At 68.6% G+C, this 20,982-nt stretch carries 21 protein-coding genes; 9 read left to right on the forward strand and 12 right to left on the reverse strand.

All coding sequences use genetic code 11. The features are described from left to right. Window positions 1–115 precede the first annotated feature (115 nt). On the reverse strand, window positions 116–1,225 hold the full coding sequence (locus tag DTQ71_RS16770) for a pyridoxal phosphate-dependent aminotransferase (RefSeq protein WP_109565451.1): 1,110 nt from the start codon (window positions 1,223–1,225) through the stop codon (window positions 116–118). 217 nt (window positions 1,226–1,442) lie between these two features. Here DTQ71_RS16770 and DTQ71_RS16775 point away from each other — a divergent pair, with 217 nt between their 5' ends. From DTQ71_RS16775 to DTQ71_RS16785, 3 genes are read left to right on the forward strand one after another with little or no spacing between them, the layout of a single operon-like run. Next, window positions 1,443–2,027 carry a glutathione S-transferase family protein gene (locus tag DTQ71_RS16775; protein WP_109565452.1) on the forward strand — a complete coding sequence of 195 codons (585 nt, stop codon included), beginning with the start codon at window positions 1,443–1,445 and terminating at the stop codon, window positions 2,025–2,027. Next, a complete protein-coding gene (gene otnC, locus DTQ71_RS16780) occupies window positions 2,020–2,661 on the forward strand; it encodes a 3-oxo-tetronate 4-phosphate decarboxylase (RefSeq protein ID WP_109565453.1) in 642 nt (213 codons plus the stop codon). The genes DTQ71_RS16775 and otnC overlap by 8 nt, the downstream gene beginning before the upstream one ends. After that, entirely contained in the window at window positions 2,658–3,398 is a 741-nt protein-coding gene (locus tag DTQ71_RS16785) for a hydroxypyruvate isomerase family protein (RefSeq protein WP_109565454.1), read from the forward strand. Before otnC ends, DTQ71_RS16785 begins: the two co-directional genes overlap by 4 nt. Window positions 3,399–3,490: 92 nt before the next feature. Here DTQ71_RS16785 and DTQ71_RS16790 read toward each other — a convergent pair whose 3' ends face one another. Then, a complete protein-coding gene (locus DTQ71_RS16790) occupies window positions 3,491–4,666 on the reverse strand; it encodes a TIGR03862 family flavoprotein (protein WP_109565455.1) in 1,176 nt (391 codons plus the stop codon). A 10-nt stretch (window positions 4,667–4,676) separates the two neighbouring features. On the opposite strand from DTQ71_RS16790, the gene DTQ71_RS16795 reads away from it, so the two are divergent. Further along, window positions 4,677–5,003, forward strand: a complete 327-nt coding sequence (locus DTQ71_RS16795; RefSeq protein WP_109565456.1) for an HNH endonuclease — start codon at window positions 4,677–4,679, stop codon at window positions 5,001–5,003. Between the two features lie 95 nt (window positions 5,004–5,098). On the opposite strand, the gene msrA is transcribed toward DTQ71_RS16795, so the two are convergent. The 4 genes from msrA to DTQ71_RS16815 form a co-directional block, all read right to left on the reverse strand. Then, entirely contained in the window at window positions 5,099–5,728 is a 630-nt protein-coding gene (gene msrA / locus DTQ71_RS16800; RefSeq protein ID WP_109565457.1) for a peptide-methionine (S)-S-oxide reductase MsrA, read from the reverse strand. Between the two features lie 120 nt (window positions 5,729–5,848). Then, window positions 5,849–6,883 carry an AbrB family transcriptional regulator gene (locus tag DTQ71_RS16805; protein WP_109565458.1) on the reverse strand — a complete coding sequence of 345 codons (1,035 nt, stop codon included), beginning with the start codon at window positions 6,881–6,883 and terminating at the stop codon, window positions 5,849–5,851. 69 nt (window positions 6,884–6,952) lie between these two features. Beyond that, entirely contained in the window at window positions 6,953–7,567 is a 615-nt protein-coding gene (locus tag DTQ71_RS16810; RefSeq protein WP_109565459.1) for a hypothetical protein, read from the reverse strand. A 127-nt stretch (window positions 7,568–7,694) separates the two neighbouring features. Continuing rightward, complete coding sequence (locus DTQ71_RS16815; RefSeq protein WP_109565460.1) at window positions 7,695–8,918, reverse strand: argininosuccinate synthase; 1,224 nt, start codon at window positions 8,916–8,918, stop codon at window positions 7,695–7,697. Window positions 8,919–9,332: 414 nt separating this feature from the next. Here DTQ71_RS16815 and DTQ71_RS23220 point away from each other — a divergent pair, with 414 nt between their 5' ends. Both DTQ71_RS23220 and ilvA read left to right on the forward strand, forming a co-directional pair. Next, the gene (locus tag DTQ71_RS23220; RefSeq protein ID WP_146204884.1) at window positions 9,333–10,106 is read left to right on the forward strand and encodes a hypothetical protein; all 774 of its coding nucleotides are present in this window, start codon (window positions 9,333–9,335) and stop codon (window positions 10,104–10,106) included. After that, window positions 10,099–11,331: a threonine ammonia-lyase IlvA gene (gene ilvA, locus DTQ71_RS16820; protein ID WP_245947622.1), complete on the forward strand. Its 1,233-nt coding sequence runs from the start codon at window positions 10,099–10,101 to the stop codon at window positions 11,329–11,331. The genes DTQ71_RS23220 and ilvA overlap by 8 nt, the downstream gene beginning before the upstream one ends. 415 nt (window positions 11,332–11,746) lie before the next feature. Here ilvA and DTQ71_RS16825 read toward each other — a convergent pair whose 3' ends face one another. After that, window positions 11,747–12,079 carry a hypothetical protein gene (locus DTQ71_RS16825; RefSeq protein ID WP_146204885.1) on the reverse strand — a complete coding sequence of 111 codons (333 nt, stop codon included), beginning with the start codon at window positions 12,077–12,079 and terminating at the stop codon, window positions 11,747–11,749. Window positions 12,080–12,191: 112 nt separating this feature from the next. Between DTQ71_RS16825 and DTQ71_RS16830 the strand changes: the two genes are divergently transcribed. After that, entirely contained in the window at window positions 12,192–13,475 is a 1,284-nt protein-coding gene (locus DTQ71_RS16830) for a PP2C family protein-serine/threonine phosphatase (RefSeq protein ID WP_170125467.1), read from the forward strand. Between the two features lie 223 nt (window positions 13,476–13,698). Here the strand turns inward: DTQ71_RS16830 and DTQ71_RS16835 are convergent, their stop codons facing one another. Further along, the gene (locus DTQ71_RS16835; protein ID WP_109565464.1) at window positions 13,699–14,097 is read right to left on the reverse strand and encodes a DUF4864 domain-containing protein; all 399 of its coding nucleotides are present in this window, start codon (window positions 14,095–14,097) and stop codon (window positions 13,699–13,701) included. Window positions 14,098–14,171: 74 nt separating this feature from the next. Then, window positions 14,172–15,752, reverse strand: coding sequence for a lysine--tRNA ligase (locus tag DTQ71_RS16840; protein WP_109565465.1), 1,581 nt, complete (start codon window positions 15,750–15,752; stop codon window positions 14,172–14,174). A gap of 89 nt (window positions 15,753–15,841) precedes the next feature. On the opposite strand from DTQ71_RS16840, the gene DTQ71_RS16845 reads away from it, so the two are divergent. Then, a complete protein-coding gene (locus DTQ71_RS16845; protein WP_109565466.1) occupies window positions 15,842–16,258 on the forward strand; it encodes a tellurite resistance TerB family protein in 417 nt (138 codons plus the stop codon). 416 nt (window positions 16,259–16,674) lie between these two features. Here DTQ71_RS16845 and trpS read toward each other — a convergent pair whose 3' ends face one another. Then, window positions 16,675–17,694, reverse strand: coding sequence for a tryptophan--tRNA ligase (gene trpS, locus DTQ71_RS16855; protein WP_109565467.1), 1,020 nt, complete (start codon window positions 17,692–17,694; stop codon window positions 16,675–16,677). 79 nt (window positions 17,695–17,773) lie between these two features. Between trpS and DTQ71_RS16860 the strand changes: the two genes are divergently transcribed. Next, on the forward strand, window positions 17,774–18,469 hold the full coding sequence (locus DTQ71_RS16860; RefSeq protein WP_109565468.1) for a rhomboid family intramembrane serine protease: 696 nt from the start codon (window positions 17,774–17,776) through the stop codon (window positions 18,467–18,469). Between the two features lie 18 nt (window positions 18,470–18,487). Here DTQ71_RS16860 and DTQ71_RS16865 read toward each other — a convergent pair whose 3' ends face one another. Both DTQ71_RS16865 and DTQ71_RS16870 read right to left on the reverse strand, forming a co-directional pair. Further along, the gene (locus DTQ71_RS16865; RefSeq protein WP_245947623.1) at window positions 18,488–19,291 is read right to left on the reverse strand and encodes a 3'(2'),5'-bisphosphate nucleotidase CysQ; all 804 of its coding nucleotides are present in this window, start codon (window positions 19,289–19,291) and stop codon (window positions 18,488–18,490) included. After that, window positions 19,284–20,636, reverse strand: a complete 1,353-nt coding sequence (locus DTQ71_RS16870) for a TldD/PmbA family protein (protein WP_109565469.1) — start codon at window positions 20,634–20,636, stop codon at window positions 19,284–19,286. The genes DTQ71_RS16865 and DTQ71_RS16870 overlap by 8 nt, the downstream gene beginning before the upstream one ends. Between the last annotated feature and the right edge of the window lie 346 nt (window positions 20,637–20,982).

Genomic DNA, 20,982 nt, shown 5'->3' on the forward strand with positions numbered 1-20,982 from the left:
GCAGGTTAGCTCGCCCGGAGGGTAGGGCGGTGCGCGAAGGCAGGCAACGCGCATGAGCCGCGGCTGGGCGGGAATGCGCCCGCCCCGGAGTCACATCCGCGTGTGTGGCGGGCCGTCAGGCCGGGGTCGCGGCATCGACGAGCGCGAGCGGCAGGGCCGCGGCCAGCGCCTCCATATCCGCCGGGGTGCCGCAACTGATCCGGACGCAGCGGTCCAGTGGAGCGACGCCCGGCATCCGCACGAAGATACCCCGCTCGATCAGGCGCTCCAGGACCCGCCGGGCAAAGGCGCCGTCCCGCCCGCAATCGAGCGTCACGAAATTCGTCGCCGATGGGATCGGCGTGAGCCCGTTGGCCCGGCCAATCGCGGCGATGGCGTCCCGCGACTGCGCCACCTGCGCCAGGACATGGCTGTGCCACGCGGTATCGGCCAAGGCTGCCCGGGCGCCCGCTTGTGCCACGCGGCCCAGGCCGAAATGGTTGCGAACCCGGTCGAAGGCGCCGATCAGATCGGCATGGCCCAGCGCATAGCCCACGCGCAGCCCCGCCAGCCCGTGCGCCTTGGAGAAGGTCCGCATTCGGATCAGCCGCCCGTCGCTCGTGTCGAGGGGGGGCACCGCCTCGGGCGGGGCGAGATCGGCATAGGCTTCGTCGAGGCAGAGCAGGCATCCCTCGGGCAGGGCGTCGAGCATTCGCGCGATGGCGTCGACGGGCAGCCAGGTGCCCATCGGGTTGTCCGGGTTGGCGAGGTAGACGAGCTTGGCCCCCATCTCCCGCGCCTTGGCGGCGAGCGCCTCCGGGTCTTCATGATCGTCGCGATAGGGCACCGTATGGATCGTGCCGCCATAGCCGGTCACGTGATAGCCGAAGGTGGGATAAGCGCCCGCCGAGGTGACCACGGCGTCTCCCGGCCCGACCAGCAGGCGCACAAGATAGCCCAGCAGGCCGTCGATCCCTTCGCCGCAGACCACCTCCTCGGGGCGGACGCCGTGATGGGCAGCCAGATCGTGGCGCAGGTCGAAATATTCGGGGTCGCCATATTTCCAGACATCGCGGGCAGCGGCCTCCATCGCGGCCACGGCTCGGGGGGACGGGCCGAAGGGGCTCTCGTTCGCGCCCAGCCGCGCGGTGAAGGGGGCGCCGCGGGCGCGTTCCTGCGCTTCGGGGCCAACGAAGGGGACGGAGGCGGGCAGGCTGGCGGCCAGGTCGGTGAGGCGATGGGTCATGGTTTGACGGCGTAGCGCGACGGCGCGGGTTGATCCAGAGGCGCGCGCGCGCGAAGAGGGGCCGGAGAGGTCCGCTCGCGACCCCCCGACCGGCGCCCCTGCGTTTTCTGCGGGACCGGGGGCCAGCCCCCGGACCCCCGGGATATTTGAACAGGGAAGAAGGGAGGGATGTCGATCCGAGCCGACGTTCGGACGGACGCGTCGGAGGAGGCACGCGATGTTGAGATTGCACGGGGAGGTCAAGAGCCGCGCGCTGCGCCCGCTCTGGCTGTTGGAGGAACTCGGCATACCCTTCGAATGGGTTCCGACGGCGCCCCGGTCCGAGGGGGCGCGGGCCGTGTCCCCCCTGGGCAAGATCCCGGTTCTGGTGACGGAGGAGGGGCCGGTCTTCGATTCGGTCGCGCAGATGACCTTTCTCGCCGACCGGGCGGGGCGGTTCACCCATCCCGCGGGCAGCTATCTGCGCGCCCGCCAGGACGCGCTGACCAACACCATCAACGAGACCTTCGACGCGGTGCTCTGGGCCTATGCCAAGCACAGCTTCGTCCTGCCGGAAGAGCACCGGGTGCCCGCCGTGAAGGACTCGCTGCGCTGGCAATTCGGTCGCTATGCGGAGGTGATGGCCGATTTGATCGAGGGGCCCTTCCTGATGGGCGCGGAGCCGCTGGTGCCGGATTTCCTGCTCGCCCATTGCTGCGGCTGGGCCGAGGGGCTGCGGTTCGACCTGCCTGAGGGATTGCGGACGCATATGACGGCAATGCGCGCGCGCCCGGCCTTCCAAAGGGCCATCGCCCATGGCTGAGGCGGTGCTGCGGGAACAGATGTGCCTGCTGGCGCGCTCGCTCTATGAGCGCGGGCTGACCCATGGGTCGACCGGCAACATCTCTGCCCGGACCGAGGATGGCGGTCTGCTGGTTTCGCCCACGGGGACCAGCTTTGGCCGGCTCGATCCGGGGCGGTTGTCGCGGTTCGACGCGGACGGGCGGCATATCGGGGGCGACAAGCCGACCAAGGAGATGCCGCTGCATGCGGCCTTCTACGACACGCGCAATTGCGGGGCGGTGGTGCATCTGCATTCCTGCCACTCCGTCGCGCTCTCGATGCTGCGGGAGCCGGGGGAGACGTTCCTGCCGCCGCTGACGCCCTACGCGGTGATGCAATTGGGGCAGGTGGAGTTGCTGCCCTATTTCATGCCGGGCGACCCGGCGATGGGCGCGGCGGTGCGCGGTCTGGCGGGCAAGCGCTCGGCGGTGATGTTGGCCAATCACGGGCCGGTCGTGGCGGGCAAGGATGTGGAAGCCGCTTGCAACGCCATCGAGGAGTTGGAGGCAACGGCCAAGCTGGTGCTGCTGACCCGCGGGATGGGGCCGCGGGCCCTGACCGACGGTCAGGTGGCGGGTCTGGTAACCAAGTTCGATCTGGAGTGGGACGCATGAAATTCTCCGCCAATCTCGGGTTTCTTTGGGCCGACCGACCCTTGCCGGATGCGATCCGCGCGGCCAAGGCGGCGGGTTTCGACGCGGTCGAGTTGCATTGGCCCTATGAGACGGACGCGGCCGAGGTGAAGGCCGCGCTGGACGAGACCGGGCTGCCTTGCCTGGGGCTCAACACCCGCAGGGGCGAGACAAACGGTCTGTGCGCCTTGCCCGGCAAGGAGGCGGAGGCCTGGGCGGCGATCGACGAGGCGATCGTCTATGCGCGCGCCATCGGGGCCGGGGCGGTCCATGCCATGGCGGGCTTCGCCCAGGGGATGGCGGCCGAGGCGACGTTTTGCGATGCGCTGCGCTATGCCTGCGACGCCGCGCCCGACCTGATGATCCTGATCGAGCCGCTCAACCGCTACGACGCGCCGGGCTACTTCCTGACGACGACCGGGCAGGCGCTGAAGCTGATCGATGCGGTCAAGAAGCCGAACCTCAAGCTGATGTTCGACTGCTACCATGTGCAGATCATGGAGGGCGACCTGACCCGCCGGTTTGAGTCGCTGCGACACGCGGTCGGGCATGTGCAATTCGCCGGCGTGCCCGCGCGGGGGCGGCCGGACGAGGGAGAGATCGCGTTCGATCGCCTGCTGCCCGCGCTCGGCTGGGATGGGCCGCTGGGGGCGGAGTACAAGCCGGGCGGTGACACGGATGCGACCTTGGGCTGGCTCGACGGGTATCGGGCGCTCTGACCTAGCCATTCGTGCCTGCGAGGGCGAGCGGGATATGAGTATTTGCGAACCCGTGATGGGGGAGGCGCGCTGTCCGAAGGGGCGCGTTAACCCTAATCGGTGGTTACCCTGTTGGCTGCCCATGCGGCAGCGGCCCGGCCCGCATGGCGGCCCGTGGCGAGGCAGGCGGTGATCAGCCAGCCGCCGGTGGGCGCCTCCCAGTCGAGCATTTCGCCCACAGCGAAGGTGCCGGGGCGGGAGGTCAGCATCAGGCTTGGGTCGAGCGCGTCCCAGCGGAGACCGCCCGCCGTCGAAATCGCCTCGTCGAGCGGGCGGAGACCGGCATGGGGGACGGGCAGGCGCTTGATCAGGGGGGCGAGGTCCTTTGGCAGGGGGCGGGCGAATTCCTGGAGCAGGGCGATCTGGGCGGGGCCCAGGCCCAGGGCGCGGCGGAGACGGTCCTTGACGCTGCGCTTGGCCAGCGGGGCCAGGCGGTCACGGATGGTCGCCTCGGTCAGGTCGGGCTTGAGGTCCAGGGCGAGGGGGGCGCCCGCGCGCAGGGCGGGTGTATGGGGGTAGAGGCCGCCGCCCTCCAGGCCCTTGGCGGAGAGGACGATCTCGCCGCGATAGGTCGTGCCGCCGACGATCAGGCCGACATTCTTCAGGGCGGCTCCGAAATGTCTGCGCATGTGGGGCGACCAGTCGATCCGCAGCCCGACATTGGACGGGGCGAAGGGCGCGACGAGGGGGGCGAGGTCCGGCAGGTCGGCCCAGGCTCCGTCCGAGCCCAGCCGCCGCCAGGACGCGCCGCCCAGCGCCAGCACGGTCGCTTCGGGGTGGATGCGGGTGCCGTCGGCGAAGGTCAGCGCGGGGCCGTCCCAGCCGGTCCACCGAGCGCGGCGGTGAAGCGTGACGCCTACCGCGTCCAGCCGAGCCAGCCAGGCGCGGAGCAGGGGCGAGGCCTTCATCGCATGGGGGAAGACGCGGCCGGTCGAGCCTTCGAATGTCGTCTGGCCGAGCCCCGCCATCCAGGCGCGCACCTCCGCCGGGCCGAAGGTCTCGACCATCCGGGCCAGCGACGGGCAGTTGTAGCGCGCGGCGAAATCGGGCGCCGTGTGGGTGACGTTCAGGCCTGACTTGCCCGCCATCAGCAGCTTGCGCGCGGGGCTTGGCATGTGGTCGTAAATCGTCACCACAGCGCCCGCGGCGGCCGCGGCCTCCGCCGCCATCAGGCCGGCGGGGCCGGCGCCGATCACGGCGACGCTTGGCTTCAGGGTCTCGCGCTCCATTCTTCGGGGCATGTCAGACGCCGACGCTCCCGACCAGCCCCTCTGCGCGCTCTGCGAGCGCCCTATCCTGCCGGGCACGCCGCAGAGCCTGCACCATCTCGTGCCGAAGCTGCGCGGAGGGAAGGGCGGGCCGACGGTGTTGCTGCATCAGATCTGCCATAACGAGATCCATGCCAGCGCTTCGGAGGCGGAATTGGCGCGGCTCTGGAACACGCCCGAAGCGCTGCGCCGCCATCCCCGGTTGGAGAGATTCATCGAATGGGTCCGCAAGCGGCCCGCCGACTTTCATTCCAAGACGCCCGGGGCGCGGCGCGGGGGCAAGCGGCGGGCGCGATGACCCTGCCGTTCGGTGCGGACCCGACGGGCGGAGGGGGCTCTGCCCCCGCTTCGCCCCCCCCCGGGGATATTTGAGCAGGGAAGAAGGGGGCGGCGTCAGCTGCCGGATGCTTTCGCGAAGGGGGCGTCGGAGCCCCAGACCTGACGAACGCGCGCGTCCCTGCCGCAGCCCTGGCGGTAGCGCTTATAGGCGTCTGCCTTGGTGACGAAGAGACCTACGGAGGTCACGCCCAGCCGGTCGTCGGACTTGTAGTAATCCTGGTGATAGTCGCCAACGGGATAGAACCGGCTTGCGTCACGGATCGGCGTCACGATCTCGCGGCCGAGCTCGGCTTCGGCGGCGGCCACGGCGGCCTCGGCGGCGGCGCGTTGCTCGGGCGTCTCGACCCAGATCGCGGCCGTGTATTCCAGGCCCCGGTCGCAGAACTGCCCGCCCGCATCGAACGGATCGATGGAGCGCAGGAAGAGGTCGTAGATCTGCCGGTAGGAGATCACCTCGTCGTCGAAGGGGATGCGCACCGCCTCGATGTGATCGCCGGAGCGGCGATAGACGGGATCGGGCGTCGTGCCGCCGGTGAAGCCCGAGACGACATCGCCCACGCCCCGGACGGACTCGAAATCGGCCTCGACGCACCAGAAGCAGCCTCCCGCCACATAGGCGGTCTGGATGTCGGCGGCGGCGGGGAGCGGGGCCAGGGCGAGGCTGGCGAGGATGAGATGTTTCATGGGGCCTCCTTTGAGCCGTCAACGCGGGGCCGGCCAATGACGTTTCATCGCGACCGGGTGACCGCGCCGGGCGATGGCATCGCCCGCTCGCTCAAAACCGTCGCGGGACGCTCCCTTTCTCTATTTCATCGTCCGGCGCTGAAGCCAGCGGAAGACGAAGGGCGCGCAGGTGATGACCAGCACGATGCGGGTGACGTGATGCAGGATGACATAGGCCACGTCGGCCCCCGCGACGATGGCCATCAGCGCCATCTCGGCCTGCCCGCCGGGCGAGAAGGCCAGGATGGCGTCGATCTGGGGTGCGAGGCCCAAGAGGACCACGCTTTCGGCGAAGAGGGCGGCGATGGCCGTGAGGATGACGGCATGGCCCAGCCCCGCCGTGAGGAAGCGGCGGACTTCGGTGAGGGTGATGCCGGAATATTTCACGCCCACCACCATGCCGATGAAGAACTGCGCGGCCTGGATGGCCTCGGCCGGGGGGCGCTGGGTGACGAGCCCGGAGAGCGACAGGACGGCGGTCAGCAGCATCGGGCCCAGGATGGACGCGCCGAAGAGGCCCACGCGCGCGGCGATCTTCCAGCCGAGGATGCCCGCGATGGCGAGGATCGCAAGCTCGCTGGGCGGGAAGCTGGCGGCAGGGGCCCCGGGGGTCTGGGTCAGGTCGATGGACCAGATCAGCGTCAGGAGGGCCGGGACGATGACCACGATCAACAGCACGCGCGTGGCGTGGAGCAGCGACAGCGCGCGGGGGTCGCCCCCCGCCTCCTCGCCGAAAAGGAGCATGTCCTGGAGGCCGCCGGGCATGGCCGCGTAGAACGCCGTGGCCCGGTCGAAGCCGCAAAGCCTGCGCAGATAGGGATAGCCCGCAAGGCCGGAGGCCAAGAGGAAGAGCGGCGCGAGCAGGAGGCTGAGCGCCATGGAGGGCAGCTGGCCCACCAGGGCGGGGGTGATCGAAGCGCCGACGGCCACGCCCAGGATCGTGCGCATCAGGTCCGTCAGCGGCGTGTAGGCGGCGAGCCGCATGCCCGCGAGCGCAGCCATCAGGCAGGCGAGCAGCGGGCCCAGCAAGAAAGGCAGCGGCAGGGAGAGCGCGCGGAAGACGAGCACGCCCAGCACGCAGATCACGAAGGTGATCAGCAGCCGACGGAGGCTCACGATGCGGAGGCCCTCTGCGCGGTTGACGACCGTTCCGACCTCATGCCGCTCGCGCGGCGGTCGTGGCCCTCATGCCCTCCGCGTGCGGCGTCCCGCCGTCAGGCCCAGAAGGCCCAAGGCCCCGAGCAGGCAGGCGATGCCGGCCGGGAGCGGTATGGTGGCCGTGGCGAAGCGGATGTTGTCGACGTCGAACTGCTCGTTCTGGGAGCTGAACACGAGGCTCTGGATCGGGGCGGTGTCGGTCACGCCGATGAAGCTCGGGTTGCTGCCGGAGAAGAAGAGCGGCGTGCCGTTCACGGTAATCGTGATCCCGTTCGCGTCGAGCGATCCGATATCCATGCCGATCCCGAAGACGGGACCGACGTCGAAATCGTCCCAGGTCATCGTCGTGCCCTGGTTCGCGCTCAAATAGACTTCGAGGGCCTTCGTCGGAAGCGTGTCGTCCAGCTCGATCTCATGGACAACCGAAGATGCCGCCAGGGTGGAGGTGAACAGTCCGAGATCGACCGACAGCCCCGGGATATTGCCGACGGTCGCCGCCTCGAGGTCCTCGACGCTCGTCGCGCGGGACGAATTGGCGGACGTCCAGGCCGCGAGATCGGTGAAGGCGACCGGGACGGCCGAAGCCATGGATCCCGCGAGGACCAAGGCGGCGGCGGTGGCTGCAAAGATCGTGACGTTCATTCCAGGTTCCAGTCTCGCTAGGCACATGTCACTACGCGACAGCAGACAAAAGGCCGGCTGTCGCCCCAGCCTAGTGCGAAATGCACCGATCTTGCTAGGCGCCATGATCGTTAGATCGCCGGCTTGGTCAACCCCCGGCCACGCGCTTGTTGCGGTTCGCCACCAGCTTCAGCCGCAGCGCGTTCAGGTGGATGAAGCCCTTGGCGTCGGCCTGATCGTAGGCGCCGGCATCCTCTTCGAAGGTCACATGCGCCTCGGAATAGAGGCTGTGATCGGACCAGCGCGCGACCGTGCGGGCCGAGCCCTTGTAGAGCTTCAACCGGACCGTGCCCGTGACATGCTCCTGGCTCTTGTCGATCAGTGCCTGGAGCATCTCGCGCTCGGGCGAGAACCAGAAGCCGTTGTAGATCAGTTCCGCGTAGCGCGGCATGATCGAGTCCTTGAGGTGCCCAGCCCCCGAATCGAGCGTGATCTGTTCGATGCCGCGATGGGCCTCCAGCAGGATCGTGCCGCCCGGCGTCTCGTAGATGCCGCGGGACTTCATGCCGACGAAGCGGTTCTCGACCAGATCGAGGATGCCGACGCCGTGCTTGCCGCCCAGTTCGTTGAGCCGGGTCAGGATCGCGGCGGGGGACATGGGCTGGCCGTCGATGGCCACCGCGTCGCCCCTCTCGAAGGTGATCTCGACCATCTCGGGCGTGTCGGGCGCGTCCTCGGGCCGGGTGATGCGCTGCAACACGTAATCCGGCGCCTCTTGGGACGGATCCTCCAGCACCTTGCCTTCGGAGGACGTGTGCAGAAGGTTGGCATCGACCGAGAACGGCGCCTCGCCGCGCTTGTCCTTGGCGATGGGGATCTGATGCTTCTCGGCGAAGTCGATCAGCTTGGTGCGGCTCGACAGGTCCCATTCCCGCCAGGGCGCGATGACCTTGATGTCGGGGTTGAGCGCATAGGCGGCCAGCTCGAAGCGGACCTGGTCGTTGCCCTTGCCGGTCGCGCCATGGGCGACCGCATCGGCCCCCTCGGCCGCGGCGATCTCGACCAGACGCTTGGAGATAAGCGGGCGCGCGATGGAGGTGCCCAGCAGATAAAGCCCCTCATAGAGCGCGTTGGCGCGGAACATCGGGAAGACGAAGTCGCGGACGAATTCTTCGCGCAGGTCCTCGATATGGATCGAGGTCGCGCCCATCATCTCGGCCTTCTTGCGGGCGGGTTCCAACTCCTCGCCCTGGCCGAGATCGGCGGTGAAGGTGACGACCTCGCAGCCGTACTCGGTCTGCAGCCATTTGAGGATGATCGAGGTGTCGAGCCCGCCGGAATAGGCGAGCACGACCTTCTTTGGCGCGTCCATGTGGGCCTCCGTCTGTCCGGGGGACGGGGTAGGCGCAAACGCGCCCGCCCGCAAGCGGGCGCGGGCGGGTCGGGTCAGTTCCGGGGCGCGCTCCAGCATCCGCTGCGTCATGGTCGCTCCAAGGATATCGCGCGTTCGGGCGGCTCTCGCCTCGCACGCCGCTCAGGGCGGGCCACGGGCCGCTGCCCTGGGCGCTGCCGACATCGACGGCTCGGACGCGGGAGCGCCCGATCAGGGTCTGGGCGAGGGGGGAGACGGCGCTCTGACCAGGATGGGGCGTCGTCATGGGAATTCCCCAGCGGCATGGAGGTTTGCCTCAATGCAACCTATTGCTGCCTTCCTGGGGGACCCGCTTCGTTGACGCGGGCGGGGGCGCGGCTTACGGCTGAGCCGGCTAATGCCAAGGAGGCGACGATGCTGGGCTGGAAGCTGTTCCTGCGCGCGGTGAACCTGCTGATCGAGAACCTGGGCGAGGCGCTGCGCGTCTCGTTGGTGCCCTATGCGGTGCTGATCGCGGCCTCTCTCTGGCTGGTGGGCGAGCCCGTGACGGATCTCAGCCGCCTCGATCTGGAAAACGGCGAGGCGACGCCCGGTGGGATGACGGCGGCGATGAGCGAGATGGCCGGAGGGCTGGTGCTGACCGCGCTGCTGAACATGATCGTTTCGCTTTGGGTGGCCGTGGCCTGGCACCGCTATGCGCTCCTGGGCGAGACGGCGCGGGGCTGGATCCCGATGATGCATGTGCCCGAGATGCTGGGCTATTTCTGGCGCGTTTTCCTGATCGGTCTGCTGGTGATGCTGGCGGTCGTCGGGATCATGATCCCTCTGGGCGCGGTGGCGGCCGCGATCCCGTCCTTCCTTCCCCTGGTGCCGCTGATCGGCATTTTCCTCGGCTCGCTGGTCTTCTACCGCTTGGGCGTGGTTCTGCCCGCGCGCGCGGTGGGCAAGTTCATGACCTTCGGCGAGGCGATGGAGGCGACGCGGGACACGAACGGGGCCATCGCGACCCTGGCCGCGATTTCCCTCGCCCTGCCGCTGCTGTTTCAGGTGCCGACGATGCTGGACGGAGACGCGGGCCCGATCACCGTGATCTACGAGGGCGTCGTGGGCTGGATCGCGCTGATGATCGGGGTATCGACCTTGACGGCCCTCTATGGCCATCTCGTCGAGGGCCGGCCCGTTGAATGAGGTCGTCCGAGCGGCGGAGGCCGCAACCGAGGCGATGCGCGCCGTCTTCCCGCCTACGCCGCTGATGCGCAACGACTATCTGTCGGACCGTTTCGGCGCGGACATTTGGCTCAAACGCGAGGATCTGACGCCTGTCCGCTCCTACAAGCTGCGCGGCGCGTTCAATGCGATGCGCAAGCTGGACGGGGGACGCGTGGCCTGCGCCAGCGCCGGGAACCATGCGCAGGGCGTCGCCTGGATGTGTCGCCATCTGGGCGTGGACGGCACGATCTTCATGCCGGTGACGACGCCCGGTCAGAAGGTCGACAAGACGCGGCTCTTCGGCGGGGACCGGGTCACGATCCGGCTGGTGGGCGATTTCTTCGACGACACGCTCGCCGCCGCGCGCGCCTGGTGCGCCGAGTCGGGGGCGGCCTTCCTGTCGCCCTTCGACGACCCGGACGTGATCGAGGGGCAGGCCTCGGTCGCCGTGGAGATGGTGGAGCAATTGGGCGGCGTGCCCGACCTGCTGGTGGTGCCGGTTGGGGGCGGAGGGCTGTCGGCGGGGATGCTGAGCTATTTGCGTGCCCGCGGCACCGTGCCCGAGATCCGCTATGTCGAGCCCCTCGGCGGCGCATCGCTGGCCGCGGCCCTTGCGGCGGGGAAGCCGGTCACGCTGGACCGGCTCGACAACTTCGTGGATGGCGCGGCCGTGGCCCGGATCGGGGCCAAGCCGTTCGAGATCCTGCGCCACGTTCCGCCGCAGCATGTGCTGCGCGTGCCCGAGAATCGGGTCTGCATCACCATGCAGGAGTTGCTGAACATCGAAGGCATCGTTCTTGAGCCCGCTGGCGCGCTATCCGTCGATGCGCTGCGCGATCTGGGGCCCGAGATCTCCGGGCGGCGCGTGGTCTGTGTGACGACCGGAGGTAATTTCGACTTTGAGCGCCTGCCCGACGTCAAGGAGCGGGGGATGCGCTATGCCGGGACGAAGAAATATTTCGTCCTCCGCCTGCCCCAGCGGCCCGGCGCGCTGCGCGACTTCCTGGACCTGCTGGGGCCGCAAGACGACATCGCGCGATTCGAGTATCTCAAGAAGTCGGCGCGGAATTTCGGCTCGGTCCTTATCGGGATCGAGAGCGGTTCGCCGGAGGCCTTCGCTGCGTTGGAAGCCCGGATGGAAGCGGGTGGATTTGCGTGGCGCGACCTGAGCGACGACCCGATGTTGGGCGAGCTGGTGATCTGATCCCTGCGTTGCCCGGCCGCGGGAGGCCTCGGGCCCCCCGGCCGCTTCAGACCTTGGAGCCTTATTGCTCGGGGCAGAGTCTGCGTCCGAGAGGCTGCTGGGGTGAGAGGCAGGTTGGGTGGCCGCCACCCGCGAATGCGTCACCGCCAAGGGGCGTGCCGGATAACGCCATAACACGCCGGTCTGTATAATGCGCTAACCGGTATAACGTGCCGCTCTGTGTAATCCGCTGCTCGCCATAACGATACCGGGCCGCTCCGCATGACGCGCCGCTCTGTCGCGCGCCGCGCGACCCGGCAAGGCCCCGTTGGCGCAGCCCTGTCGAGCCTCTCCAAACCGTCCGAACCCGACGCCCTTTGGACGGGATGAAGCCGTTCCCCGTCCCGGCCAATCGTTGCCTGGGCCTTCGCCGGGTCTAGGCCGTGGCGTTAAGCAAGTCGATCTTGGACAGCGACAGATCTAATGCCTGACGAAGGATCTTGCCGCATTTCGCACGGCCCTCCCGCGGGATATTCGCCAGGTCCTCGGTCTGGCCGGCGAAACTGGTCAGGCCCAGGTTCAGCGCGCCGGAGCGCAGGAAATGGATGGCCTTGGCATGTCCCTCATCATCGAGCGGCGTCTCGATGGCGCGAATGACCTGGTCGGCCTCGATGCGAAAGATCTCCAGGACGGCGCGCATGTCCTCCTCTCCGATCTCGCTGCGAAGTTCTTCTATGCGGTGGACATCGACCATGCCCTTTTCTGGCACGGCATCTCTTAAGCCTTCGTAAAAGCCCAGGGCGAAGCAGATTCCCCGGATCGTTCACGTTGCCTTAAGGGCGGGCATGCGAAGCCGGGAACGGTCAGCGGATCCGAGGTCCATGAAAGCAGTCGAGCCGTCCATGCCTTCTCCGTCCATTCGGACGGCGCCCTATCGCGTCCTGGTGGTCGACGACAGCGCGGCGCAGCGGCGGCTGGTCGCTGCGGTGCTCAAGAAGACGGGGATGGAGGTCATCACGGCCTCCTCGGCGGAGCAGGCGTTGCAAATCTGCGGCGGGCCCGAGGGCGATCGCATCCGCATCATCATCAGCGACTGGCAGATGCCCGGGCTGAACGGGCCAGAGTTCTGCGCGGCCTTCCGCAAGATGCCGCGCGCCTCCTTCACCTACTTCATCCTCGTCACCTCGCATACCGAGACGCGGACCAAGACCGCCGGCCTCAGCGCGGGGGCCGACGACTTCCTGACGCGTCCCATCGACCTGTCGGAACTCCATGCCCGCATCGCCGCCGGCCGCCGCATTCTCGACATGCAGGAGGAGTTGGAGCATCGGAATCACGAGATCCAAAAGAGCCTGTCGGATCTTCAGGCCATGAAGGAACTCGTCGACCGCGACCTGGACGAGGCGCGCAAGCTGCAACGGTCCTTCCTCCCCGGGGAGACGCGGCGCGTCGGGCAGTCGGACCTGTCGCTCCGGCTGCTCCCCTGTCAGCAGATCGGCGGCGATCTGGTCGGCTGGTTCGACCTGTCGGAGACCGAGGTGGCGCTCTACTCCGTCGACGTGTCCGGCCACGGGATCGCTTCGGCCCTGATGACCGGGCGGCTGGCCGGTCTCTTCAAGGACACCGATGTCGGGCGCAGCATCGCCTTCTCCGAACCGGAGGGGCCCGCTGACCCGCCCGAACAGGTCATGCGCCGCCTCAACGAATTGATGATGCAGCACTTTAACACGGACATCTATTTTACCGCCGTGCTGGCCTATGTGGATCTCGTCACCGGCCATGTCCGGATGTGCCGCGCCGGCCACCCGCATCTGTTGATCCGCCGCGCCGATGGCCGGGTGGAGAGGGTCGGGGCCGAGGGCTTCCCCGTCGGTATGCTGCCAGACCTCACCTACGAAGGCCAGACGGCGCAGCTCCATCCCGGCGACCTCGTCTTCGCCTATTCCGACGGGCTGACGGAGAGCATGGATACTTGGGGCGACATGCTGGAGGAGGAAGGGCTTATCCGCCTGCTCGCGGCCGCCCGGCCTGACGCCACCGGCGCCATCGACGATATAGAGGCGGGGCTTCGGGCCCATGCGGGGATACAGGGCTTCGACGACGACGTGTCGATGGTGGCGATGCTGTTCCGTCCGACGGAACCGGTCGTCTTGGCGGCGGAATAACCTCCCCGGTCTGCCTCTGGCCGGGACCGTCCGGCGGGAGCCGCAGACCTTTGCCCCGTCCGTGCCAAGACCGGTGCGGGAATCTCCCCTAGACCCCTCTTCTTCCCTGTTCAAATATCCCGGGGGGACGAACGCAGTGAGTGGGGGGCTGGCCCCCCTCCCCGCCATCGCCGCCGGCGCTGCGGTCGAGGCCCTGGGGAGGACACCGAGACCGGCGTGGCTTTCAGGCCCCGACCTCCGGCGCGCGCAACAGTTGGACACCGGCGATCTTCCAGCCCTCCGGCGTCTCGACCATGGTATAGGCCAGCTTGTGCAGCCGTCCCTCCATGTCGGTCACCAGGATCTCCTGCCGCCAGCCCGGGCCTTCGCGCTGAGCGCCTAGATATTCCACGCGCTCCGGGCGCCAGACCATCGGATAGCCCTGCCGCACCATCCGCCCGAAATTGTCGGGGGTGCGGAACATGCCTTGGATGCCGGGGCTGGCGAAGGTGAAGGCCGTGTCGAAGTCGTCCGCGCGGAAAGCCTCGATCTGCGCGCCAATCACGCCCTTGAAGGCGTCCTGCTGCGCCAGGGCCGGCCAACAGAGCGCGGCGAAGGCCGCAGCGAAAAGAATATGTCTCATGACGGGACCCTTTCTGGCGTCCCGGAACGGTAGCGGGCCCGAGCGCGCGATCAAGCCGCGCGCCTGACCCCGCGTCAGGCTGCCGCGCTGTCGCGCACCAGCTCTCCGGCCAGAGCACGGTCGATCAGGTCGGCGGTCTCCGCCGCCCCGTAAAGCGCGACGAACCCGCCGAAGCGCGGCCCCTGATCGGCGCCCAGCAGCACCTGATAGAGCGCCTGGAACCAAGCGCGCATGGGGTCGAACCGCTCCCGCCCGACCTCGTAGACGGCGGATTGGAACGCCTCGTCCGTCCGCTCCCCGTCCCAGGCGCGCAGCCGATCGCGGAGCTCCTCCAGGGCTTCGCGCTCGGTGGCGTCGGGCAGGCGGTAGGTCTTCGCCGGCTTCACGAAATCGTTATAGTAGCGCACCGCGCCCTCGGCCGCGGCGTGCAGCTGGGGATTGTGCTCGGGCGAGGCGTCGGGCGCATAGCGGCGGATGAAGCCCCAGAGCGTTTCCACATCCTCCGCCCCCGCGACGGAAGCGAGATTGAGCAGCATCGAGAACGGCACCACCATGTCCGAGGCGGGCACCGCGCCGGAATGGATATGGAAGACCGGGTTGTTGACCTGCTTGGCGGCGTCCTGATCCGGGTAGGCACGCAGCTGTTGGTGATATTCGTCGACGGCCTTGGGGATCACGTCGAAATGCAGCCGCTTCGCCGTCTTGGGCTTTTGATACATGAAATAGCTGAGCGACTCGGTCGACGCATAGGTCAGCCACTCGTCGATCGAGATCCCGTTGCCGGAGGTCTTCGAGATCTTTCGCCCCTCGGCATCGAGGAACAGCTCATAGGTGAAATGCTCCGGCGGCCGGGCGCCCAGGGTGCGGCAGATCCCGTCATAGACCGGCGTGTTGGCGGCATGGTCCTTGCCGTAGATCTCGAAATCGACGCCCAGCGCGGCCCAGCGGGCGGCGAAGTCGGGCTTCCATTGCAGCTTTACGTTGCCGCCGGTGACGGGCAGGCGCCATTCGCGCCCCTCCTCGTCGTCGAAGGTGACATGGCCGTCGGAGACGTCCTTCATCGGCACATAGAGGACGCGGCCCGTCTCGGGATGGATGGGCAGGAAGATCGAATAGGTCTGGCGCCGCTCGTCGCGCAGCGTCTTGAGCATGATCGCCATGATCTCGTCATAGCGTTCGGCCGCGCGCAGCAGCGTCTCGTCGAACTGGCCGGAGCGGTAGAATTCGGTCGCCGAGATAAACTCATACTCGAAGCCGAACGTGTCCAGGAACCGGCGCAGCATCGCGTTGTTGTGATGGCCGAAGCTCTCATGGGTGCCGAACGGGTCCGGCACGTCGGTCAGCGGGCGCTGGAGATGGGCGTGCAGGCTCTCGGAATTGGGCACGTTGCCGGGCACCTTGCGCATCCCGTCCAGGTCGTCGCTGAAGCAGATCAGCCGGGTCGGGATGTCCGAGATCACCTCGAAGGCGCGGCGGATCATCGTGGTGCGCGCCACCTCGCCGAAGGTGCCGATATGGGGCAGGCCCGAGGGGCCGTAGCCCGTCTCGAACAGGACGTGATCCTTTTTCATGCCCTCGACCCGCTTCAGCAGACGGCGGGCCTCTTCGAAGGGCCAGGCCTTGGAGGTCATCGCGGCGTCGCGGAGCGCGGTCATGGGGCGTCCTTTCCGTGGGGTGGGCAGGTCCGCTCCCCTATTGCGGCGGCGCGGCGCCGTCAATAAATCCTGCGGAAAGGAGCCTGCCCATGACCGATCCCGCCTTTTCCGCCCAGGACGCCCTGGTGGCCCTGATGATCACGGTCTCGGCCTCCGACGCGACGATCCGGACGTCGGAGTTGCTGACGATCCAGGCCATCGTGAACCATCTGCCGATCTTCGCGGGCTATGACGAGGACCGGATGGAGCAGGTCGCGCAGACCGTCTTCGACCTGCTGGAGGAAGAGGACGGGCTCGACGCGATCTTTGGGCTGGTGCGTGGGGCGCTGCCCGATACGCATCACGAAACGGCCTATGCGCTGGCCTGCGACGTGGCGGCGGCGGATGGGAACGTGCTGCAATCCGAGCTGCAACTGCTGCGCGAGCTGCGCTACGAACTCAATATCGACCCGCTCCACGCCGCCGCGATCGAGCGCGGCGCCCGCGCCCGGCACCTGCCTCTCTGAGGGGGGGCAGACGCCGCCCCGGCCACTCCACCCGAAAGTTCAGACGAACCGGAGGGCCGGGTGCCGTCGTTGGGGCCTTCCGTGGCAGCGCGTCGGTCGGTCATGTCACGAAAGACTCGGGGGAGGGCTGTGCCGGGTCGCAGCCTCGTTTGGTGGGGCGGCACGCTCTGGGCCGAGACGAAGCCCCGGCGGCTGCTGCGCAGCTCCGGTAAGGGCGAGACCGGCCATTGCGTCCAAGACTTGAAGCCGGCGCCAAGCGAAATGATGGGTGATTCGGGCAGGCCCGGGGGGCTGTGCTTCGGAACGAACACGGGCTCGGTCCTGGTCAGCGAAAACGCGGGCGACAGCTGGCAGGAGATCGCCCGCCACCTGCCGAGGAGTTTTGGGGGAAGAGCCTGTGCGCGCGGCCTGACGGCTTAGCGCACCATCCCGACGATGTCGTAGGTCTTTTCCAGGATCGGCACCGTGATCTCGCGCGCGCGCTCGGCCCCGCGGGCCAGCAGGCGGTCGATCTCGGCCGGATCGCCCATCAGCCGCGCCATCTCGGTTGAGATCGGCGAGAGCTTGGCCACGGCGAGATCGGCCAGATCCTGCTTGAAGTAGCCCAGCTGCCCGCCCGCCTTCTCCGCCAGCACCGCGTCGACGCTGCGCCCGTCGAGCGCGGCGTAGATGTTGACGAGGTTGCGCACGTCCGGACGCCCCTCCAGCCCCGCGGCCTCGCCGGGTAGGGGGTCGGGGTCGGTCTTGGCCTTCTTGAACTTCTTGGCGATGGTGGCCGCGTCGTCGGTCAGGTTGATGCGGCTGCCATCGACCGCGTCCGACTTGGACATCTTTTTGGTCCCGTCCTTCAGCGACATCACCCGCGTCGCGGCCCCTTCGATCACCGGCTCGGTCATCGGGAAGAACTCGACGCCGTAATCGTGGTTGAACTTGGCCGCGATGTCGCGGGTCAACTCCAGATGCTGCTTCTGGTCCTCGCCCACGGGGACGTGGGTCGCGTGGTAGATAAGGATGTCGGCGGCCATCAGCGCGGGATAGGCGAAGAGGCCCAGCGAGGCCCGCTCCGCATTGGCGCCGGCCTTGTCCTTCCACTGGGTCATCCGCTCCATCCAGCCCATCCGGGCGACGCAGTTGAAGATCCAGGCGAGTTGGGCGTGCTCGGGCACTTGGGACTGGTTGATCAGGATCGACCGTTCGGGGTCGATGCCGGAGGCGAGGAAGCCGGCGCAGAGCTCGCGGGTGTTGCGGCGCAGCGCGGCGGGGTCCTGCGGCACGGTGATCGCGTGGAGGTCGACCATGCAATAGACGGTCTCATGCGTCCCCCGCTCCTGCCAGTCGACGAAGTTGACGATCGCGCCCAGATAATTGCCGAGGTGCAGCCCGCCGGAGGGCTGGATCCCCGAAAACACACGGGGGGTGAAGGTCGGCTCGGCCATGCGCATCTCTCCGGGGTGGCGTCGGTCGGGCGCATCGCTTAGCCCTGCCCGCAACCCGCGTCAATGAAGGCCCCGGCCCATGCAAGACCCTCGCAACCAAAGCCCGTTCAACGCGCTGCCGCCCGAGGTCGTCGTCATCGCCGTGGTGATCGTCGGGCTGGAGGTGATGTTCCAGGCGGGGGAGGCCGGGTTCATCGGCGGGGCGGAGGCCGTGGGCTGGCGACTGACCGCGATCCGCGACTGGAGCGTGATCGACCCGCTCTTTGCCTGGATGTGGCAGAATGGCGTCTGGGTGCCTCGCGAATGGGCGCGGTTGTTCACCTACCCGTTGCTGCACGGGTCCTTCGGTCATGCGGCCTTCGTGGTGGTCTTCGTCCTTGCGCTGGGCAACGCGGTGGCGCCGGTCTATCGCGGCTGGCGCCTTTGGGCGGTGTTCTGGGGCGCGGCGCTTGCCGGGGCGCTGGCCTTTCTGCTGCTCTTCTCGGTCGAGCGGCCGCTCTTCGGCGGCTATCCCGCAGCCTATGGACTCATCGGGGCGTTCACGCTGCTGACCCGCAAAGGGCTGACGCGGGCACCGCCGGACAAGGCGTTTTTGCTGGTGGGCTTCCTGTTGGCGATCCAGCCGATTTTCGGCTTGGTGGGCGGGCAGGGCCTGTCCTGGGTGCCAGACTGGACGGCGGACCTGGCGGGATTTGCAGCAGGCTATGGCATCGCGGTGCTGCTGTTCCCGGGCGAATGGCAGCGGATCCGAAGCCGTATGCGGCAGCGGCGCTAGGCGTCGCCCGTCGGTCCTTCAGCGGTGCGCGAGCCGCGTCAGCAGCGCGCCTTGCACCGCCCGGGTCCCGGCAACGACCCCCGCAAGCTTGGGCGCCGGGTTGTTGAAGCGGAGCGCGTCGCCCGCGCGTGTCGTCGCCGCGCCCCCCGCCTCGGTCACGAGTAGGGTGCCCGCCGCGATGTCCCATTCCCACGTGTCGCGCAGGGTGAGCATGGCGTCGAACCGCCCCTCCGCCGCCAACGCCAGGCGGAATGCCAGCGACGAGACCCAGCGCCGTCTCACCGCAGGCACCCCACCGCGCCAGATCTCGTCGCGAAAGGCGGGCTTGGCGCCCAGCACTTCGGCCCCGTCCAGCACGGCGCGGCCCGAAGGCGCGATTGGCCAACCCTCCCGCGTGGCGCCCTGGCCCAGGGCCGCGGCATAGAGCCTGTCCTTCATCGGCAGATAGATCGCGGCAGCCACCGGCACGCCATCCTCGACCACGGCCAGGGAATGCGCCCAGCTCGTCTCTCCCGCGATGAACGCGCGGGTGCCGTCGATCGGATCGACGACGAAGACACGGCGGCTGGACAGGCGGGCGGGATCGTCCGGGCTCTCTTCCGACAGCCAGCCATAGTCGGGCCGCGCCGCCGTCAGCGTCTCGCGCAGCATCCGATCCACGGCGAGGTCGGCGGCCGTCACCGGCCCCTGTCCGTCCCCCTTGTCGCGCACCTTCAGGTCGCGCCGCGCATGGAACCTCGCCAGCCGCCCCGCCTCCAGCGCCGCCTCGCAGAGCAGATCGCGATCCGCCGCCGCTTCGGTGGGGAGGGCCGCCTCAGCCACCCGCAATCGTCAGCCCTTCGACCAGCAAGGACGGCACCTGTCGCCCGACATAGGTCCGCGCATCGTTGGCCGGGATCACCGAGCGCAGTATATCGCGCAGATTGCCCGCGACGGTGCATTCGTTCACGGGGCGCACGATCTCTCCGTTCTCGACCCAGAACCCAGACGCCCCGCGCGAATAATCCCCGGTCGTCGGGTTGATCGAGGAGCCGATCATCGAGGTCACCAGAAGCCCGGTCCCCATCTCCGCCATCAGTTCCGCGCGGCTGCGCGCCCCCTGCGTCAGCAGCACGTTCCCCGCCCCGGGCGAGGGCGGCGTCGACGTGCCGCGCGATGCGTTCCCGGTGCTCTGCAGCCCCAGCTTGCGTGCTGTCGCGAGGTCAAGCATCCAGCCTTGCAACACGCCGTCCCGCACGATGGCCCGCCGCGCCACCGGCAGCCCCTCGGCGTCGAAAGGCTTGGAGCCGGAGATGCGCCGCAGGGTCGGATCCTCGATCAGGTCGATCCCCTTGGGCAGCACCGGCTCGCCCATCGCGTCGCGCAGAAAGGTCGCGCCCCGGGCCACGGCGCTGCCGTTGATCGCGCCCAGCAGGTGGCCGATCAATTGCCCCGCGACCCGCTCGTCGTAGAGGACGGGATAGGCGCCCGTCGGCGGCTTGGTCGCGCCCCGCCGCGCCACGGTGCGCTCGGCCGCGATCCGGCCGACATCTTCGGGGCTATCTAGGTCGGCGCGGTGGATGCGGCTGTCGCCGTAATAGTCCCGCTCCATCTTCGTGCCCTCTCCGGTGATCGCCACGCAGGAAAGGGACGTGCCCGTGCGCCGGTAGCCGCCCGAAAAGCCATTGGTCGCCGCCAGATGAAGGCGCCGGTCGCCATAGGAGGCGCTGGCGGACCCCACCTGGCTGATGCCGTCGACGGCGAGCGCCGCGGCCTCGGCCCGCGCCGCCATGTCTTGCAGGGTCTCGGGGCTCGGGGCGGGACCGTCATCGACAAGGTCCAGCACGGCGGCGTCCCAATCGCGGACCAACTCCCCTGGATCGGCCAGTCCGATATGCGGATCCTCGGGGGCGGCCTGGGCCATGGCGACCGCGCGCTCGGCCATCTCGCGCATCGTTCGCTCGCTGGTATCGCTGGCCGACACGCAGGCCTGGCGTTTGCCGATCAGCACGCGCAGGCCGATCTCGACGCCTTCGGCGCGCTCCGCCTGCTCCAGCGCGCCCTTGAGGACATCGACCGACACCGACGTGCCGTCGACGGCCAAGGCGTCCGCGGCCTCCGCGCCCGCGTCGAGGGCCGTCTGGAGCAAAGCGTCGGTCAATCGGGACAGGTCGGTCTGGTCGGTCATCGGGGCTCTCGTCTGGGATCCCTTGCGAGGTAGCCCCGCGGAGGGCCGGTCTCAAGACCGCCCCTCAAGCAAAGCGCCCCCGCCCGGGCCGGTGGGCCTGGACGGGGGCGCATGCGCGGGGCGCTGCCGGGGAGAGAGAGACCGGGCGCGCATCGCGTGGTCCGCGCGGGCGGGGGGCAAGCCCGCGCAGGCGTTTAGCGGATCACTCGTCTTCGAGGCCTTCCGCGCGGATCTGGGCGTGGATGTCGGCCCCGTAGGCCGGGGTGCCCGAGATCAGCGTCGCGCCGACCTGGCCGCGGATGTCGTCCTGGGTCTCGAAGTCGGCGTTGAAGTGGGCGAAGACCGC

The organism is Jannaschia seohaensis (genome assembly GCF_900116765.1).
Classification (GTDB): domain Bacteria; phylum Pseudomonadota; class Alphaproteobacteria; order Rhodobacterales; family Rhodobacteraceae; genus Jannaschia; species Jannaschia seohaensis.

What these genes read in the sequence shown, in the direction of transcription:
- msrA (WP_109565457.1), bottom strand. Translation starts at nt 5,728, where the DNA reads ATGAAACATCTCATCCTCGCCAGCCTCGCCCTGGCCCCGCTCCCCGCC.
- DTQ71_RS16775 (WP_109565452.1), top strand. Translation starts at nt 1,443, where the DNA reads ATGTTGAGATTGCACGGGGAGGTCAAGAGCCGCGCGCTGCGCCCGCTC.
- DTQ71_RS16810 (WP_109565459.1), bottom strand. Translation starts at nt 7,567, where the DNA reads ATGAACGTCACGATCTTTGCAGCCACCGCCGCCGCCTTGGTCCTCGCG.
- DTQ71_RS16815 (WP_109565460.1), bottom strand. Translation starts at nt 8,918, where the DNA reads ATGGACGCGCCAAAGAAGGTCGTGCTCGCCTATTCCGGCGGGCTCGAC.
- otnC (WP_109565453.1), top strand. Translation starts at nt 2,020, where the DNA reads ATGGCTGAGGCGGTGCTGCGGGAACAGATGTGCCTGCTGGCGCGCTCG.
- DTQ71_RS16860 (WP_109565468.1), top strand. Translation starts at nt 17,774, where the DNA reads ATGCAAGACCCTCGCAACCAAAGCCCGTTCAACGCGCTGCCGCCCGAG.
- DTQ71_RS16835 (WP_109565464.1), bottom strand. Translation starts at nt 14,097, where the DNA reads ATGAGACATATTCTTTTCGCTGCGGCCTTCGCCGCGCTCTGTTGGCCG.
- DTQ71_RS16795 (WP_109565456.1), top strand. Translation starts at nt 4,677, where the DNA reads ATGTCAGACGCCGACGCTCCCGACCAGCCCCTCTGCGCGCTCTGCGAG.
- DTQ71_RS16785 (WP_109565454.1), top strand. Translation starts at nt 2,658, where the DNA reads ATGAAATTCTCCGCCAATCTCGGGTTTCTTTGGGCCGACCGACCCTTG.
- DTQ71_RS16790 (WP_109565455.1), bottom strand. Translation starts at nt 4,666, where the DNA reads ATGGAGCGCGAGACCCTGAAGCCAAGCGTCGCCGTGATCGGCGCCGGC.
- DTQ71_RS16840 (WP_109565465.1), bottom strand. Translation starts at nt 15,752, where the DNA reads ATGACCGCGCTCCGCGACGCCGCGATGACCTCCAAGGCCTGGCCCTTC.
- DTQ71_RS16770 (WP_109565451.1), bottom strand. Translation starts at nt 1,225, where the DNA reads ATGACCCATCGCCTCACCGACCTGGCCGCCAGCCTGCCCGCCTCCGTC.
- DTQ71_RS23220 (WP_146204884.1), top strand. Translation starts at nt 9,333, where the DNA reads ATGCTGGGCTGGAAGCTGTTCCTGCGCGCGGTGAACCTGCTGATCGAG.
- DTQ71_RS16845 (WP_109565466.1), top strand. Translation starts at nt 15,842, where the DNA reads ATGACCGATCCCGCCTTTTCCGCCCAGGACGCCCTGGTGGCCCTGATG.
- trpS (WP_109565467.1), bottom strand. Translation starts at nt 17,694, where the DNA reads ATGGCCGAGCCGACCTTCACCCCCCGTGTGTTTTCGGGGATCCAGCCC.
- DTQ71_RS16830 (WP_170125467.1), top strand. Translation starts at nt 12,192, where the DNA reads ATGAAAGCAGTCGAGCCGTCCATGCCTTCTCCGTCCATTCGGACGGCG.
- DTQ71_RS16870 (WP_109565469.1), bottom strand. Translation starts at nt 20,636, where the DNA reads ATGACCGACCAGACCGACCTGTCCCGATTGACCGACGCTTTGCTCCAG.